The following is a 15,292-nucleotide window of genomic DNA, read 5'->3' as shown; positions in this document are numbered from 1 at the left end:
TTATTTCTCCCTGTTTCTCAACAATTCTCTGGCTTGCGTCAGGGCTGCTTCCGTCACATCATCACCTGCCAACATCTTGGCAACTTCCTCCACTCGCTCTTCAACCGTCAAAAGACGAACAGTCGAAACTGTTGAATGGTCATTGCTAATCTTCTCAATAAAGAATTGATAATCCGCAATCGCAATCACTTGTGGCAAATGGGAAATAGCCAGAACCTGACCATGCTGGCCAATCTTGTGAATCTTCTGTGCAATAGCCTGAGCTACACGGCCTGAAACTCCTGTATCCACCTCATCAAAGACTATGCTGGTCTTGCCTTCTTTACGTGAAAAGGCAGACTTAATGGCTAGCATGAGACGGGATAATTCCCCACCAGACGCAACCTTAACCAAGGGTTTAAAGTCTTCGCCAGGGTTGGTTGAAATGTAAAACTCGACCATTTCATTTCCCTCACGACTGAATTTTCCCTTGCTAAAACGAACCTGAAACTGGGTTTTTTCCATATAGAGGTCTTGCAGTTCTTGTTTAATCTCTGCTTCTAGCTGCTGGGCCAAATCATGACGAGCAGATGCAAGCTGACCTGCCAAATCAACAAGATTGACTTCTAATTTCTTGAGCTCTGCTTCCATGTCTTCAGAAGAAAGATTATTGCCTGTCAGGAGATTGTATTCTTCTGTAATTTTGGCAAAATAAAGCAAGACATCGTCTACAGTCCCACCATATTTACGCGTAATGGTATGAAGGAGGTCCAAACGATTCTCAACCTGCATGAGACGATTGCCGTCAAAATCAAGATCCTCAATGATAGCTTCCAAACGTTTGCTAATATCTTCTAAGACATAGTAGGTCTCAGACAGAGAGCTTGAAATTTCACGGTATTCAGGGTCATACTCTTCGACACTTTCCATGTCATTCATGGCTGAACGAACATTGGCTAGACTCGAAAAGTCTTCATTGTCCAACATACTGTAGGCATTGGTCAGCGTATCCGCGATATTTTTATGGTTGAGAAGCTTCTCTCGCTCTTGGTTGAGAGCTAGGTCTTCTCCAGCCTGCAAGTTTGCTGCCTCAATCTCTGCCATTTGAAATTCCAACATTTCGATACGTGCCTTGTGTTCCTGTTGGTTTTTCTTAACTTCCAGAACCTGCTTGCGCATTTTTCGATAGGCATCAAAACTCGTTTGATAGGTTTCTTTCAAGTCCCAAAAAGCTGCATCGCCAAATTCATCCAACATTTGGATGTGCAGTTGAGGACGCATTAACTCTTCTTGGTCATGCTGACCATGAATGTCCACAAGATGTTGCCCAATAGCACGCAAAACAGACAGATTAACCATCTGGCCATTGACACGACTAATACTACGACCATTTTGCAGAATTTCTCGACGGATGATAATTTCATCACCCATTTCCAAACCTTGCTCATCAAAAATTTCCTGTAAAAGGCGACTATTCTCAACTGAAAAAAGCCCCTCAATCTCTGCCTTTGGCTCCCCATGACGAATAACATCTGTCGTCGCACGAGCTCCCAACATCATATTCATGGCATCAATGATAATCGACTTCCCTGCACCCGTTTCACCAGTCAGGACAGTCATTCCCTTTTCAAAATTGAGGGAAATAGCCTCAATAATGGCAAAGTTTTTTATCGAAATTTCAAGTAACATATAGACCTACCAATTTTTTACTTGTTCAAAGATTTCCTCAGCTAGACTTTCACTTCTGGCAATGACTAAAATCGAGCTATCATCAGCTAAACAGCTAAAAATCTTGTCCGCAAAAGTCTCGGTTAACTGAGCTTTTACAAAAGCTGTATTTCCAGGGATAACTTGGAGATTGATCATCTTGTCCATCAATTCTGCCGATTCGATATTGTCTTCAGCTAGTTGCAAACTTTTTACGATTGATTTTGGCAATTCATAGACATAGGTGTTATCTCTCAAAGGAATTTTGACAATCCCCAGTTCTTTGATATCTCGTGATACCGTTGCCTGAGTGGCACTGATACCTGCCTCTTTCAAGTGTTCTACAATTTCTTCTTGTGTACCGATTTGATAATCTGTCACAAATCGTCTAATTTTTTCAAGTCTCTCTTTTTTATTCATTTTTAAATTGACTATGCGCCCTCTCTACTACTTCTTCAATTTCAGCAAGAACCTGATTGCCTGCTGACTCTTCTTTTTTCAAATACGCCAAAAATTCAATATTTCCATGCCCACCTTGGATGGGAGAAAAGTCCAAACCAAGGACTGAAAAGCCTTCCTCTACTGCCATAGCTGTGACAGATTCAAGGACATGTTGATGAACCTTGGCATCGCGAATGATTCCATTTTTTCCAATCTGCTCTCGACCTGCCTCAAACTGAGGCTTAACCAAAGCCACAACCTGACCTTGATCAGATAACACACGGTGTAAGGCCGGCAAAATCAGACTTAGGGAAATGAAACTCACATCAATGCTGGCAAAGCTCGGCTCCTTCTCAAAATCAATCTTTTCAGCATAGCGAAAATTGAACTGCTCCATACTGACAACTCGTGGGTCTTGGCGTAATTTCCAAGCCAACTGATTGGTACCAACATCAACTGCAAAGACTAACTCGGCACCATTCTGTAGCATAACATCGGTAAAGCCACCAGTAGAGGCCCCGATATCAATCGTGGTCGCACCATCCACTGACAAATCAAAGATCTGCAAGGCCTTTTCCAGTTTCAAGCCACCACGGCTAACATACTTGAGTTTCTCCCCCTTGAGTTTTAGTTCGGTGTCATCTGGGATTTTCTCTCCTGGCTTGTCAAACCGTTCTCCATTCAGGACTGCTACGACTAGGCCAGCCATGACACCGCGCTTGGCCTGCTCTCGCGTTTCAAACAAGCCCTGTTTATAAGCTAGTACATCCACTCTTTCCTTAGCCATTGATTCTCAAACTTTCTACTACTTTTACAATCGATTCTGTTTCAAAGGGAATCTGCTGGGCAATTTCTTCTAAATTGGCATTAGCTTGATCCAGGGTTTGGTTACAAAAGGCAATGGCCTCTTCCAAGCCCAACAAGGCTGGATAGGTTGACTTTTCTGCCTGCAAATCCTTTTGAGGTGTCTTGCCGATTTCCTCAAAACTAGCAGTCACATCCAGTACGTCATCTCGAACTTGAAAAGCAAGTCCAATCAATTCACCAACAGTTTTCAGTTTTGCCTGCATCTCAGGTGCCAATTCCGCAATGATAGCAGCTGCTTGGAAGGGATAGGCTAGTAATTTCCCAGTCTTATTGGCATGAATGGTCTGAAGTTCTTCCAAGGACAAGTGCTGGTGTTCCCCCTCCATGTCCAAAACCTGGCCTGCCACCATGCCTAAACTACCTGAAGCAAGGGATAAGTTGGCAATCAAGTCTACCTTTATCTGACTTGGCAAATCTGCCTGCGCTATCAAGGCGTAAGGATCTAGGAATAAAGCATCTCCTGACAATATTGCCATAGCTTCACCGAATTTCTTGTGATTGGTTAATCGTCCCCGACGGTAATCATCATCATCCATAGCAGGAAGGTCATCGTGAATCAAACTCCCTGTATGAATCATCTCCAAGGCCGCAGCCACCTGTGCATGTGCTGGTTTAATAGCCACCTGCAAGGCTTCCAACACTTCTAACAGAAGAAAAGGCCGAATACGCTTGCCACCAGCATGAATGGAATAGAGAACAGACTCTCGCAAACTAAAGGCAAACTGCTGGTCTCCATAAAAATCTTCCAGGACTGACTCGACAAGAGCTAATTTTTCTTGCTTCTTCATTCAAAATCACTTTCTGTTCCGTCTTCTTGCATAACCTTGACCAAGGTCTTTTCAGCCTTGTCCAGCGTCGCTTGGAGCTCTTTTGACAAGACCATGCCCTTTTGAAAGGCAGCAATCGCATCTTCCAGAGCAATCTCACCATTTTCCAAACTTTGGACAATGGTCTCCAGTTCTGCTAGATTTTCCTCAAATTTCTTTTGTTTTGACATCTTTAACCTCTAATTCTACTTGACCATCTCGCATCAAAAGCGTCACTTGGTCTTTTTTCTTCAAACTCTCAACCGAATCAACTACGGACTCTTCTTTTTTGACAATAGCATAGCCACGCGCCACGATTCGACTGGTATCCAACATCAGCAAAGCTTCTGAAAGACGCTTGACCTCAGCAACCTTGGCGTCATAAACCAGCGCCATTTGGCTACGGAGGAGATTGTCAAACTGAGCTAGACGGTCTTGATAGCGTTGGATTTTGGTAACAGGTGAAAATTGGACTAGTTGATGCGTCCTTGCTTGTACTAGCTGTTTGTTATCGGAAATCTGTGTTCGCAAACTTTGTTTTAAGCGCAGTTGCAGTTGATCCAAGTGTTGCAAATAGCCATCATACAAGCGCTCTGGCTGTCTAAAGATGACTGACTGACTGCATTTTTTCAAAGCTTCTTGTTTCTTCGATAGGATATTTCGGACTGCTGTTGCCATCCGTTTTTCCTGATTTTGCAAATGAGCTAATACATCCAACTTGGTCACAGGTGTTGCCAGTTCAGCAGCTGCTGTTGGTGTGGCAGCGCGGCGATCCGCCACAAAATCTGCCAAGGTCACATCCGTCTCATGCCCCACACTAGAGATAACTGGCAAACGAGATTCAAAAATCGCTCGTACCACGATTTCTTCGTTAAAGGCCCAAAGATCCTCGATAGAACCTCCACCACGACCAATAATCAGCAAATCCAAATCGTCCCGTTGATTGGCACGCGCAATATTTCGAGCAATTTCCTCCGCAGAACCTTCACCTTGAACCTTGGTCGGATAGAGCAGAATATCGACACCTGGAAATCGCCTACTGACGGTCGTGATAATATCTCGAATAACGGCTCCACTGCGACTGGTTACTACACCAATTCTCTTAGAAAATTGGGGCAGAGGTTGCTTGAAACGTTCTTGAAACAGGCCTTCTTCTGTCAATTTTTTCTTGAGTTGTTCAAACTGAATCGCAAGCGCACCAACTCCATCAGGCTCTGCCTTTTCAATGATGATGGAGTAGCTACCACTTGGTTCATAGACCTGCACACGTCCAATCACATTGATTTTCATTCCTTCTTCCAGGTCAAAACCTAATTTCTGATAAATTCCAGACCAGATGGTCGCTTGAATGACTGCATGATCATCTTTTAGGGAGAAATATTGGTGAGTAGGTCGTTTACGAAAATTGGAAACTTGACCAGTTAAATAGACCCGTTCCAAGTAAGGGTCTTTATCGAATTTCATTTTCAGATACTTGGTCAAAGTTGTTACCGATAAATACTTTTCCATCTCCACCTACTATTCATTTTCTTGCTCTTTCATGGGTATTATTATACCAAAAATATGCCTAAAAATCTCCATTTATGTACCATTATGAGGGAAAAATAAAAAAAGGAGGCAAGGCCTCCACATCTGATTATTTGCTGTTTCGAGCTTCTTCCAAAATCTTTTCAATCTTGGTCGTCAACAGGTCGATAGCCACCGTATTGCTGACCCCTTCAGGAATGACGATATCAGCATAACGCTTGGTTGGCTCGATAAACTGATGATACATAGGTTTAACCACACCTAAATACTGGTCAATAACGCTATCAAGGCTACGGCCACGCTCTTCCATATCACGCTTGATACGACGAATAATGCGCACATCATCATCCGTATCCACAAAAATCTTTATATCCATCAAATCGCGTAGGCGCTTGTCTTCCAAGACCAAAATCCCCTCAACGATAAAGACATCTTGAGGCTCCTGACGATAGGTCTTGCTGCTTCGTGTATGCTCTGTATAGTCATAAGTCGGAATGTCCACCGGACGCCCTGCCAACAATTCCTTAATTTGCTCGATCATCAAGTCTGTATCAAAGGCAAAAGGATGGTCATAGTTGGTTTTGACACGCTCTTCAAAGGTCAAATGAGACTGATCCTTATAATATGAATCATGCTCAATCATGGAAATCTTTTCATCAGGAAAATGCGATAAAATGGCTCTTGAAACACTGGTCTTACCACCACCAGAACCACCTGTCACTCCGATAATGATTGGTCTATTTTGCATGCTATCCTCCGTTTTTTTATCCGTCGTCTATTCTATCACATTTTTTACAAAATTTATAGTCTGATTTTGGATAGTCTAAGGGAAACATTTCCAATCCCTACACCCAGTTAGACTAGCTAAAAACCTTCCTTGGTTTGTAGAGATTGCCTCGTTTTTCTAGAATGGCTAACAATTTATCATCTTCAAAGGCAGCCAGTTCTTTGTCCGTTTGGTCTAGCTCAATAAAACGACCAAAGAGAACTTCCGTAGCCTCTTCTGGACTTAGGAAAACTTTGACAAGGTCACCTGTCCCAATCTCTAAAGGATGGAGAAAATCCAGCTGACCAGCCTCCACTTTTGCAGCAATTTCTTCCAAGCTAAGAGCATCTTCTAGCTGCAAACCGGCTGCACTAGTCCGTGTCAGATGTGACATATGAGCCGCATAACCAAGCTTCTCTCCCAAGTCAACCGATAAGGTACGAATATAGGTTCCCTTGCTACATTTTACACGAAAAGTGAATCGTGCGAGGTGATCCTCATAAGAAATCGGACTTGTTCGTTCAAAGTGATAAATGGTCACCTGACGTTCTGGACGCTCCACTTCCTGACCAGCACGCGCATACTCATAGAGCTTGCGACCATTGACCTTGACTGCCGAATACATAGGTGGAATCTGAGTAATAGGCCCAATCAGATTGGCTATCGCTTCATCGACAAGCTTTTCATCCAAGGGCGACAAAACAGGTGTCTCTGCGACCACTTCCCCACTAGCATCCTCAGTCGTTGTTGAATAGCCAAGAGTGATTTCACCCTCATAGACCTTGCCCTCATCCTGCATAAATTCTACCATGCGGGTCGCCTTGCCAACCGCAATGGGCAAAACACCCACCACATCCGGATCCAAGGTCCCACCATGACCAATTTTCTTGGTTCCCAAAATCTTGCGCAGTTTAAAAACCGCATCATGCGATGTCATCCCCGCTTCTTTTCTTAAGTTGATAATACCGTTCATTTTTGCTTTCTCACTCCCCCTTCAGTGCTTCAAATTTCGCTTTCATGGTTGGATTTTTTCGAGTCAATTTTTTAACAGAGACATCTTCCAATTTGTTGTTAGCTAGACGGAGTTGGTTTTCGGATGTGGTTAGGAACTTCTTAACCTCTTCCATGCGTTTGATGGCCTTGTCGATTTCATCAATAGCTTTGCCAAAGTTGGTCGAAGCTGAGTTATAGTTCTTGGCAAAAGCTAGTTTAAAGGCGTCCAAATCTTCCTCAAAATTTGTAATATCAATATTTTGTTCGCGAACCAAGGCCAACTCCTGCTTGTATTTAAGGGAATTAAGAGCCGCATTTCGCAAAAGCCCAATCAACTGGATAAAGAATTGAGGACGAACAACATACATCTTTTCATACTCGTGGCTGACGTCAACAATCCCCGTGTTAAAGTAGTCATTATCGGCCTCAAGCATGGTCACCAAAACGGCATACTCACAGTTCTTCTCCCGACGGTCCTTGTCCAATTCCTTGTAAAAATCTGCATTCTTGTGCTTCTTCTCTGTTCCATCTGCTTCATTTTTCATTTCAAACATGATGGAAATAATTTCGACCCCATTTTCATCACTCTCACGGAAGATAAAGTCCCCCTTAGACCCACGCGCAGAAACCTTGTTATCCTTCTCAAAGTAGGCATTTGGAAAGGCAAAACTGCGAACCTTGTTAAACTCACTTTCCGCATACTGTTCCAGACTTTCCCCAATCGCTTTTGTAGATTGTTGAGCCTTAAAATTCTTATAAAACTCGACCTGTTCACTCGCTGCTTTGAGCTGTGCTTCGTAGTTTTGCTTGACAGAAGCCAAAGATAACTCATTTTCCTTTTCTTGCAGTAGGAGCTGATTTTTGACCTGATCTCGTTCTTTTTCTAGGTCAGAAAGGGTCTTTTGTAGTTGATTTTCATGTTCCAAACGCAAGGTAGCCAATTGGTTTTCCAAGGCCTGTACTTCCTTATCCTTAGCCAAGAGAGCCTGATGGCTTGTCTGTTCAACCTCTTTCTTGGCCAACTCTTTCTCTGTAGCAAAATTTTGGATTTGACTCTGCAATTGCGCGATTTCTTGGTCTTTTTGAGCTAGTTTAGACTGTTGCTCATTCATGGCCTTTTGCTCAACCAAGGCCAGTTCTTGCCTCATCCTATCGTGTAGTTCCTTATCAAACTCTGCCGTTCTCACTTGGGATAAAAGTTCAGCATACTGACTTTCATTTACTGTAAAAACTTCCCCACAGTTGGGACATTTGATTTCGTTCATATCTTTCCTCTTTCTAGACTTCTGTAACCATTATATCATGCCTGAAGGAAAATCAAAAACAGCGAGTCGAAACCCACTGTTTATCTTCTGTTACTTTAAATTTTTTCCAAGGCCAAGCGCAAATCTTCGATCAAATCATCTACATTTTCAAGTCCGATTGACAAACGAATTTGGTTTGGTGTGACTCCTGCCGCTTCTAGGTCTTTTTCTGACAATTGACCGTGAGTGGTTGTAGCTGGATGGACAACAAGCGATTTGGCATCTGCCACGTTTGCTAGGTCAGAGAAGATTTCTAAATGATCAATTACCTTGCGTGCTTCTGCCTCCCCACCTTTGACATGGAAGGTAAAGATTGAGCCCACACCTTTTGGCAAATATTTCTCAGCCAAGGCATGATAAGGACTATCTGCAAGTTTTGGATAATTGACTTTTTCAACCTTAGGATGGTTGACAAGGAAATCAACAATTTTCTCTGCATTTTGTACATGGCGTTCCACACGAAGAGAAAGGGTTTCCAGTCCTTGGAGTAACAAGAAGGCATTAAATGGTGACAAGGCTGCACCTGTATCACGGAGCAATTGAACACGAACAGCTATAATAAAAGCTGCTGCACCCACATCACGAGTATAGCTCAAATTGTGGTAGCTTGGGTCTTCCTCAACAAATTGAGGGAATTTTCCTGAAGCTGCCCAGTCAAAACGACCACTATCAACGATCACTCCACCAATAGTTGTACCATGTCCGCCAATAAACTTGGTCGCAGAGTGAATGGCAATATCTACACCGTGAGAAAAGACATTAATCAAGTAAGGTGTGGCAAAGGTATTGTCAGAAACAAGTGGAATCTGGTGTTTATGCGCAATCTCAGCCAATTTTTCCAAGTCAGGAATGTTAATCAAAGGGTTACCCAAGGTTTCAATCAAAACAAGCTTGGTATTGTCATTGATAGCTGCTTCTACTTCCTCCAAATTATCCACGTCCACAAAGGTTGTTGTGATACCATAACGAGGAAGGGTTTCTTTCAAAAGATTGAAGGTTCCACCGTAAATAGTCGAAGCAGCCACTACATGGTCACCAGCATGGGCAAGAGCCAAAATCGTATAAGTCACTGCGGCCATACCTGATGCTGTTGCAAGAGCTCCAACACCACCTTCAAGGGCAGCAATTCTTTCTTCAAAGGCAGCTGTTGTAGGATTGGTGATACGAGTATAAATGTTCCCTGGTTTCCTCAAGGCAAACAGATCGGCACCTTCCTGCGTGTCATCAAAAACAAAAGATGTTGTTTGATAAATCGGCACTGCACGAGACTTAGTTGCTGGATCAACTACTTGCCCAGCATGCAATTGTAAGGTTTCAAATTTAAAATCACGAGTCATAAGGCGACCTCCATATAGTTTGATTAAGGATATTGTAGCACTATCGACCTATCTTGACTAATAGCTCTTTTCTATATTTTGATATAAGAAGTGGCTATTACTTCTTACGAAACAAAAAAAGCACGACTCAATCGTGCTCATTTTCTTAATCTACATAAGTATCTTCATTTTTATTGAGGAAGGCATATGGAAGACCCATCAAGAGGCCTCCTCCGATAAAGTTTCCGATGAAGGTTACACCCCAGTGGCGAAGCATATTTCCAATACCGAAGTTGGCAATTGAGTCAGCAGCAACACTGAATTTTACAATCGCGAAAGAAGCAAAGTTCGCAGCAATGTGCTCGTTTGTTAAGAATACAAACATGTAAATCGCTGATAAAACGAGCCATAGTTTAGCACCACCATCTTTAACCAAAACAAATGAAAGAATCGCAATATTTACGAAAATATTTGCCAAAATCGCCTCAAGCAAGATTAATTCATTTGAACGGCCTAACTTCATCTCAACAACCCCTGAGATGAAACTATCGTGAGTCAGATTTGCATAGGCTGCCGAATGAGCAAAGCCCCAACCTGCTATTAAGGCTCCGATAAGGTTGAACAAGGTACAGTAAAGTAAAATTTCAGCTGTCTTTCTCCAAGAGATTTTTTTCAAGAAACTACCAGCAGTCAAGAACATCATATTTGATGTTACCAACTCGGCATTCAAGAAAACAATGTAGGCCAAGCCCCAAGCGAAAACAAAGGGGAAGAGGAAACGTCCACTACCTGGTGCAATTTTATTAATCAAGTCAGCCCCAACTGCACCAGCAGCTGTACTGAAGGTTAAAAATGCACCTGCAAACATAGAACGAATCGCATACTTAAATTTGCTTTGGCTATAAAGACTTTCTTTCTTCTTGCAAGCAAATTCAATCTTTGAGATAAATTCTGAAGAAACCATAATAAACTCCTAAATCTTTTTTCTTGATAATTATATCACAAACTTTAGATTTTAGGAAGCGTTTTCTCTATTTCATAAAAGTTTTTTTATGAAAATCTTAAAAAATCAGTGAAATCTTGGATTTCACTGATTTGTATTAATAAAATTGTTTATATGGTTGATTGAAAGCTGTTAGGATTTCATCAGATGTTTGTGAATAATCTTTTGTTTCTTTCAAATCGCCTTTTACAATAATACGTTCTGTAGCGGCAAGGTCTTCACAGGTTACTAATGTGATTTCATTGACCCCATCTCTATCATCAACCTCATCAACACGATCCGGTGTCACACGTTTGACTTCACGTATCTCATAAGTATAAACTTTATTTTTATCGGTTAGATAAATCTTCATACCATTTTTAGCATTATCCAAAGGAGAAAATAACATTTTATTAGCATTATTGACACCAAAAATATGATGACTAGCTAGACTATAATTTCCTTCTCCCATTACTTGCTCGCGTTTCATTGTACCAGCGCCGTAGAAGAGATTAACATTATCAAGTCCTTTAAAAATCGGCAAATTCATTTCCAATTCAGGAATTGCAATTCCCCCAATAACTGGTAATTTTTGAGCATCCCATTGAGAAGCCAGAACAGCTTCCGAAGAGATCGCTTTGACCGAATCAAAATCAAAATTTCCTTCTGTATCCTGATTTTCTTCTATTTTTTCTTTTGATACCTGGCTAACTTGATACTTATTGGTATTCCAGACCATGAACATATCACGAATTTGCGCATTAAAAATCAAAGCCAGTGACAGTACTATCAGAAATCCTGCTAGGATATTTGTCAGCAGATTTTTTCGTTTATTTTTCTTTTTATTATTTTTTTGAGACATTATGCTTCACCTTCTGTTTCATTTTCTGTCCCAACTTCTTCTTTTTCTGCCGCTGCAACCGTTGTGAAGGTCACTATCTGAGCATCTTGATCCAGGCGCATTACTTTAACTCCCATAGTTGCGCGTCCTGTTTGTGAAATATTGGCAAGATTGGTTCGAATCATGACACCTGTATCAGTGATAATCATCAAATCCTCATCCCCTTGAACAGTCATAAGACCGGCCAGCAAGCCATTTTTTTCGGTAATTTTAGCTGTCTGCATTCCCTTACCACCACGACCTTTTGTTGGGTATTCAGTAGCGACTGTACGCTTACCATATCCTTTTTCTGTGATAATAAGAACCTCATCTTGATCAGTAATCAAGCTGGCACCAACAACTGTATCTCCTTCACGAAGGTTAACACCTTTCACACCTGTGGCGATACGACTCATGCCGCGAACGGCTGATTGATTAAAGCGAACTGCATAACCAAACTTGGTACCAATGATAATGTCCATATCTCCTTCCGTCAACAAGACATTGATTAACTCATCTTCATCCTTAAGATTCAGTGCTTTAAGTCCATTCTGACGAATGTTAGCAAATTCCTTAACACTGGTTCTCTTCACAATACCGTGACGGGTTGTAAAGAAGAGATAGGCATCATCACTGCGATCAGACTCAACATTGATAATAGTCTGAATACTTTCGCCTTCGTCCAATTTCAAGAGATTGACTACTGGTAGCCCTTTGGCAGTTCGACCATACTCAGGAATTTCATAGCCTTTCAAACGATAAACTCGCCCTTTATTTGTGAAGAAGAGCAGATGATCATGGGTGCTAGTTGACACTAACTCACGAACAAAGTCATCATCTTTCACTCCCGTTCCTTGGACACCACGACCCCCACGTTTTTGAGCAGTAAATTCAGCTTGGTCCAGACGTTTAATGTAGCCTCTGTTAGAAAGGGTAATCAAGACATCCGATTCTTCAATCAAATCTTCGTCTTCGAGACTCAAGACTTCACCGACCATCAACTCTGTACGGCGTTTATCAGAAAATTTACGTTTAACTTCATCTAATTCGTCTTTGATAATTTGAGAAACACGTTCTGGCTTAGCAAGAATATCTGCTAAATCCGCAATCAGAGCCAAGAGGTCATCATATTCAGACTGAATCTTATCACGTTCCAAACCTGTCAAACGACGAAGGCGCATGTCTAGTATAGCCTGACTTTGACGTTCAGAAAGCTTGAACTTACTCATCAACTCAGCTTGTGCTTCTGCGTCTGTTTCACTAGCACGGATGATACGAATCACTTCGTCGATATGGTCTAGCGCAATTAAGAGACCTTCTAAGATATGAGCGCGTGCTTCCGCTTTTTCCTTATCAAAACGTGTCCGACGAACAACCACTTCTTTTTGGTGCTCAATATAAGCATCCAAAATCTGACGAAGGGACAAAATCTTCGGTACCCCATTTTGGATAGCAAGCATATTAAAACCAAAGTTGGTTTGCATCTGGGTCATCTTGAAAAGATTATTGAGGATAACATTGGCAGAGGCATCACGTTTGACCTCGATTACGAAACGAACCCCTTCTCGGTTAGATTCATCACGAACCGCTGTGATCCCCTCAATGCGTTTTTCCTGAACCAAACGAACAATATGCTCATGCACCTTGGTTTTATTGACCATGTAAGGAAATTCCGTTACAACGATGCGCTCACGGCCAGTCTTAGTTTCTTCAATTTCAGTACGAGAACGAAGAACAATAGAACCTTTACCTGTTTCATAAGCCTTATGAATGCCTGATTTCCCCATGACAAGGGCACCTGTTGGAAAATCTGGACCAGGCAAGACTTCCATCAAGTCCTTAGTGGTCACTTCAGGATTGTCCATAACTAACTTCACTGCATCAATGGTTTCACCCAAGTTGTGAGGCGGAATATTGGTTGCCATCCCAACAGCAATACCAGTTGCTCCATTAACCAAAAGGTTTGGAAAGCGCGCTGGCAAGACTACGGGTTCACGTTCATTGGCATCATAGTTATCGACGAAATCAACCGTATTCTTATTGATGTCTCGAAGCATTTCCAGAGCAATCTTGCTCATACGTGCCTCAGTATAACGCTGGGCGGCAGCACCATCTCCATCCATGGAACCAAAGTTTCCATGCCCATCAACAAGCATGTAACGGTAGCTCCACCATTGAGCCATACGAACCATGGCTTCATAGATAGAGGAATCCCCGTGTGGGTGGTATTTCCCCATGACATCCCCTGTAATACGAGCAGATTTTTTATGGGGTTTGTCTGGGGTCACACCCAATTCATTCATTCCGTAGAGAATGCGACGGTGAACAGGTTTCAAGCCATCTCGAACATCAGGAAGAGCCCGGGCTACGATAACACTCATGGCGTAATCGATAAAGCTCGTCTTCATCTCCTTTGTCAGATTGACATTCACTAAATTTTTATCCTGCATTAATAAATGCCTCATTTCACAATTAGTAAGTAACAACATTATACCATAAATTCCCATCTATTTCAGACTCTAACCCACTAAAACGTTTACATCGAGAACTATAAGGCATATTCGTGACAAAGTTTTTTAAAAGTGATAGAATGAAGTTGTCTGGGGAAAATCCCCTAATAAAATTAAGGAGATGTTTAGAACAATGACTTCAACTAAACAACACAAAAAAGTTATTCTTGTCGGTGATGGTGCTGTAGGTTCATCTTACGCTTTTGCACTTGTTAACCAAGGAATTGCACAAGAGCTTGGAATTATCGAAATTCCACAATTGCATGAAAAAGCTGTTGGTGACGCGCTTGACCTTAGTCACGCCCTTGCCTTCACTTCACCTAAAAAAATCTATGCAGCTCAATACTCTGACTGTGCAGACGCTGACCTTGTTGTAATCACTGCAGGTGCTCCTCAAAAACCAGGTGAAACACGTCTTGACCTTGTAGGTAAAAACCTTGCTATCAACAAATCAATCGTAACTCAAGTTGTTGAATCAGGTTTCAAAGGTATCTTCCTTGTTGCTGCTAACCCAGTTGACGTTTTGACTTACTCAACTTGGAAATTCTCTGGTTTCCCTAAAGAACGCGTTATCGGTTCAGGTACTTCACTTGACTCAGCTCGTTTCCGTCAAGCACTTGCTGAAAAATTGGATGTAGATGCTCGTTCAGTTCACGCTTACATCATGGGTGAACACGGTGACTCTGAGTTCGCTGTTTGGTCACACGCAAACATCGCTGGTGTAAACCTTGAAGAATTCCTTAAAGACACTCAAAATGTTCAAGAAGCTGAATTGATTGAATTGTTCGAAGGTGTTCGTGACGCAGCCTACACAATCATCAACAAAAAAGGGGCAACATACTACGGTATCGCAGTAGCCCTTGCTCGTATCACTAAAGCAATCCTTGACGATGAAAATGCAGTACTTCCACTTTCAGTATTCCAAGAAGGGCAATACGGAGTTGAGAACGTCTTTATCGGTCAACCAGCTGTTGTTGGTGCACATGGTATTGTTCGTCCAGTAAATATCCCATTGAACGACGCAGAAACTCAAAAAATGCAAGCATCTGCTAAAGAATTGCAAGCTATCATTGACGAAGCATGGAAAAACCCAGAATTCCAAGAAGCTTCTAAAAACTAATTTAACTATAGACAACTCCTTGAATCATCAGGGAGTTGTTTTTTTCTGTATTAAAACTAAACTTTTTATGAAATTTTCGTTCAAAAAATAACAT

At 41.9% G+C, this 15,292-nt stretch carries 14 protein-coding genes; 1 reads left to right on the top strand and 13 read right to left on the bottom strand.

Annotation, left to right across the window (positions count from 1 at the left end):
- From recN to gyrA, 13 genes are all read right to left on the bottom strand, one after another.
- On the bottom strand, positions 1-1,668 hold the full coding sequence (recN, locus tag HT724_RS03585) for a DNA repair protein RecN (protein ID WP_173276220.1): 1,668 nt from the start codon (positions 1,666-1,668) through the stop codon (positions 1-3).
- Positions 1,669-1,674: 6 nt separating this feature from the next.
- Positions 1,675-2,106, bottom strand: a complete 432-nt coding sequence (locus HT724_RS03580) for an arginine repressor (protein WP_001034395.1) — start codon at positions 2,104-2,106, stop codon at positions 1,675-1,677.
- A complete protein-coding gene (locus tag HT724_RS03575) occupies positions 2,099-2,914 on the bottom strand; it encodes a TlyA family RNA methyltransferase (protein ID WP_173276221.1) in 816 nt (271 codons plus the stop codon). Before HT724_RS03575 ends, HT724_RS03580 begins: the two co-directional genes overlap by 8 nt.
- Positions 2,907-3,782: a polyprenyl synthetase family protein gene (locus HT724_RS03570; protein ID WP_173218491.1), complete on the bottom strand. Its 876-nt coding sequence runs from the start codon at positions 3,780-3,782 to the stop codon at positions 2,907-2,909. Before HT724_RS03570 ends, HT724_RS03575 begins: the two co-directional genes overlap by 8 nt.
- Complete coding sequence (locus tag HT724_RS03565; protein ID WP_000043226.1) at positions 3,779-3,991, bottom strand: exodeoxyribonuclease VII small subunit; 213 nt, start codon at positions 3,989-3,991, stop codon at positions 3,779-3,781. The genes HT724_RS03570 and HT724_RS03565 overlap by 4 nt, the downstream gene beginning before the upstream one ends.
- Entirely contained in the window at positions 3,969-5,309 is a 1,341-nt protein-coding gene (gene xseA / locus HT724_RS03560) for an exodeoxyribonuclease VII large subunit (protein ID WP_173276222.1), read from the bottom strand. Before xseA ends, HT724_RS03565 begins: the two co-directional genes overlap by 23 nt.
- A 127-nt stretch (positions 5,310-5,436) precedes the next feature.
- Positions 5,437-6,075, bottom strand: a complete 639-nt coding sequence (gene udk / locus HT724_RS03555; RefSeq protein WP_001181377.1) for a uridine kinase — start codon at positions 6,073-6,075, stop codon at positions 5,437-5,439.
- A 112-nt stretch (positions 6,076-6,187) separates the two neighbouring features.
- On the bottom strand, positions 6,188-7,066 hold the full coding sequence (truB, locus tag HT724_RS03550) for a tRNA pseudouridine(55) synthase TruB (RefSeq protein WP_173276223.1): 879 nt from the start codon (positions 7,064-7,066) through the stop codon (positions 6,188-6,190).
- Between the two features lie 10 nt (positions 7,067-7,076).
- Positions 7,077-8,351 (bottom strand): DUF2130 domain-containing protein, encoded by a 1,275-nt coding sequence (locus tag HT724_RS03545; protein WP_173276224.1) that lies wholly within the window; start codon positions 8,349-8,351, stop codon positions 7,077-7,079.
- Between the two features lie 95 nt (positions 8,352-8,446).
- Positions 8,447-9,727, bottom strand: coding sequence for an O-acetylhomoserine aminocarboxypropyltransferase/cysteine synthase family protein (locus HT724_RS03540; RefSeq protein ID WP_060805569.1), 1,281 nt, complete (start codon positions 9,725-9,727; stop codon positions 8,447-8,449).
- 145 nt (positions 9,728-9,872) lie between these two features.
- Positions 9,873-10,670, bottom strand: a complete 798-nt coding sequence (locus HT724_RS03535; RefSeq protein WP_000254780.1) for a formate/nitrite transporter family protein — start codon at positions 10,668-10,670, stop codon at positions 9,873-9,875.
- A gap of 136 nt (positions 10,671-10,806) precedes the next feature.
- Positions 10,807-11,550, bottom strand: a complete 744-nt coding sequence (srtA, locus tag HT724_RS03530) for a sortase SrtA (RefSeq protein ID WP_173251689.1) — start codon at positions 11,548-11,550, stop codon at positions 10,807-10,809.
- Complete coding sequence (gene gyrA, locus HT724_RS03525) at positions 11,550-14,018, bottom strand: DNA gyrase subunit A (RefSeq protein ID WP_173276225.1); 2,469 nt, start codon at positions 14,016-14,018, stop codon at positions 11,550-11,552. The genes srtA and gyrA overlap by 1 nt, the downstream gene beginning before the upstream one ends.
- Positions 14,019-14,211: 193 nt before the next feature.
- On the opposite strand from gyrA, the gene HT724_RS03520 reads away from it, so the two are divergent.
- The gene (locus HT724_RS03520) at positions 14,212-15,198 is read left to right on the top strand and encodes an L-lactate dehydrogenase (protein ID WP_000204727.1); all 987 of its coding nucleotides are present in this window, start codon (positions 14,212-14,214) and stop codon (positions 15,196-15,198) included.
- Positions 15,199-15,292 lie beyond the last annotated feature (94 nt).

This window comes from Streptococcus sp. k-402 (genome assembly GCF_013277515.1).
Classification (GTDB): domain Bacteria; phylum Bacillota; class Bacilli; order Lactobacillales; family Streptococcaceae; genus Streptococcus.
The sequence above is the reverse complement of the archived record's forward strand: the minus strand, read 5'-3'. Positions and strand labels throughout refer to the sequence as shown.

Bases quoted from the DNA above. Each gene is read 5' to 3' on its own strand.
- recN (WP_173276220.1), bottom strand. From the start codon at position 1,668: ATGTTACTTGAAATTTCGATAAAAAACTTTGCCATTATTGAGGCTATT.
- HT724_RS03580 (WP_001034395.1), bottom strand. From the start codon at position 2,106: ATGAATAAAAAAGAGAGACTTGAAAAAATTAGACGATTTGTGACAGAT.
- HT724_RS03575 (WP_173276221.1), bottom strand. From the start codon at position 2,914: ATGGCTAAGGAAAGAGTGGATGTACTAGCTTATAAACAGGGCTTGTTT.
- HT724_RS03570 (WP_173218491.1), bottom strand. From the start codon at position 3,782: ATGAAGAAGCAAGAAAAATTAGCTCTTGTCGAGTCAGTCCTGGAAGAT.
- HT724_RS03565 (WP_000043226.1), bottom strand. From the start codon at position 3,991: ATGTCAAAACAAAAGAAATTTGAGGAAAATCTAGCAGAACTGGAGACC.
- xseA (WP_173276222.1), bottom strand. From the start codon at position 5,309: ATGGAAAAGTATTTATCGGTAACAACTTTGACCAAGTATCTGAAAATG.
- udk (WP_001181377.1), bottom strand. From the start codon at position 6,075: ATGCAAAATAGACCAATCATTATCGGAGTGACAGGTGGTTCTGGTGGT.
- truB (WP_173276223.1), bottom strand. From the start codon at position 7,066: ATGAACGGTATTATCAACTTAAGAAAAGAAGCGGGGATGACATCGCAT.
- HT724_RS03545 (WP_173276224.1), bottom strand. From the start codon at position 8,351: ATGAACGAAATCAAATGTCCCAACTGTGGGGAAGTTTTTACAGTAAAT.
- HT724_RS03540 (WP_060805569.1), bottom strand. From the start codon at position 9,727: ATGACTCGTGATTTTAAATTTGAAACCTTACAATTGCATGCTGGGCAA.
- HT724_RS03535 (WP_000254780.1), bottom strand. From the start codon at position 10,670: ATGGTTTCTTCAGAATTTATCTCAAAGATTGAATTTGCTTGCAAGAAG.
- srtA (WP_173251689.1), bottom strand. From the start codon at position 11,550: ATGTCTCAAAAAAATAATAAAAAGAAAAATAAACGAAAAAATCTGCTG.
- gyrA (WP_173276225.1), bottom strand. From the start codon at position 14,018: ATGCAGGATAAAAATTTAGTGAATGTCAATCTGACAAAGGAGATGAAG.
- HT724_RS03520 (WP_000204727.1), top strand. From the start codon at position 14,212: ATGACTTCAACTAAACAACACAAAAAAGTTATTCTTGTCGGTGATGGT.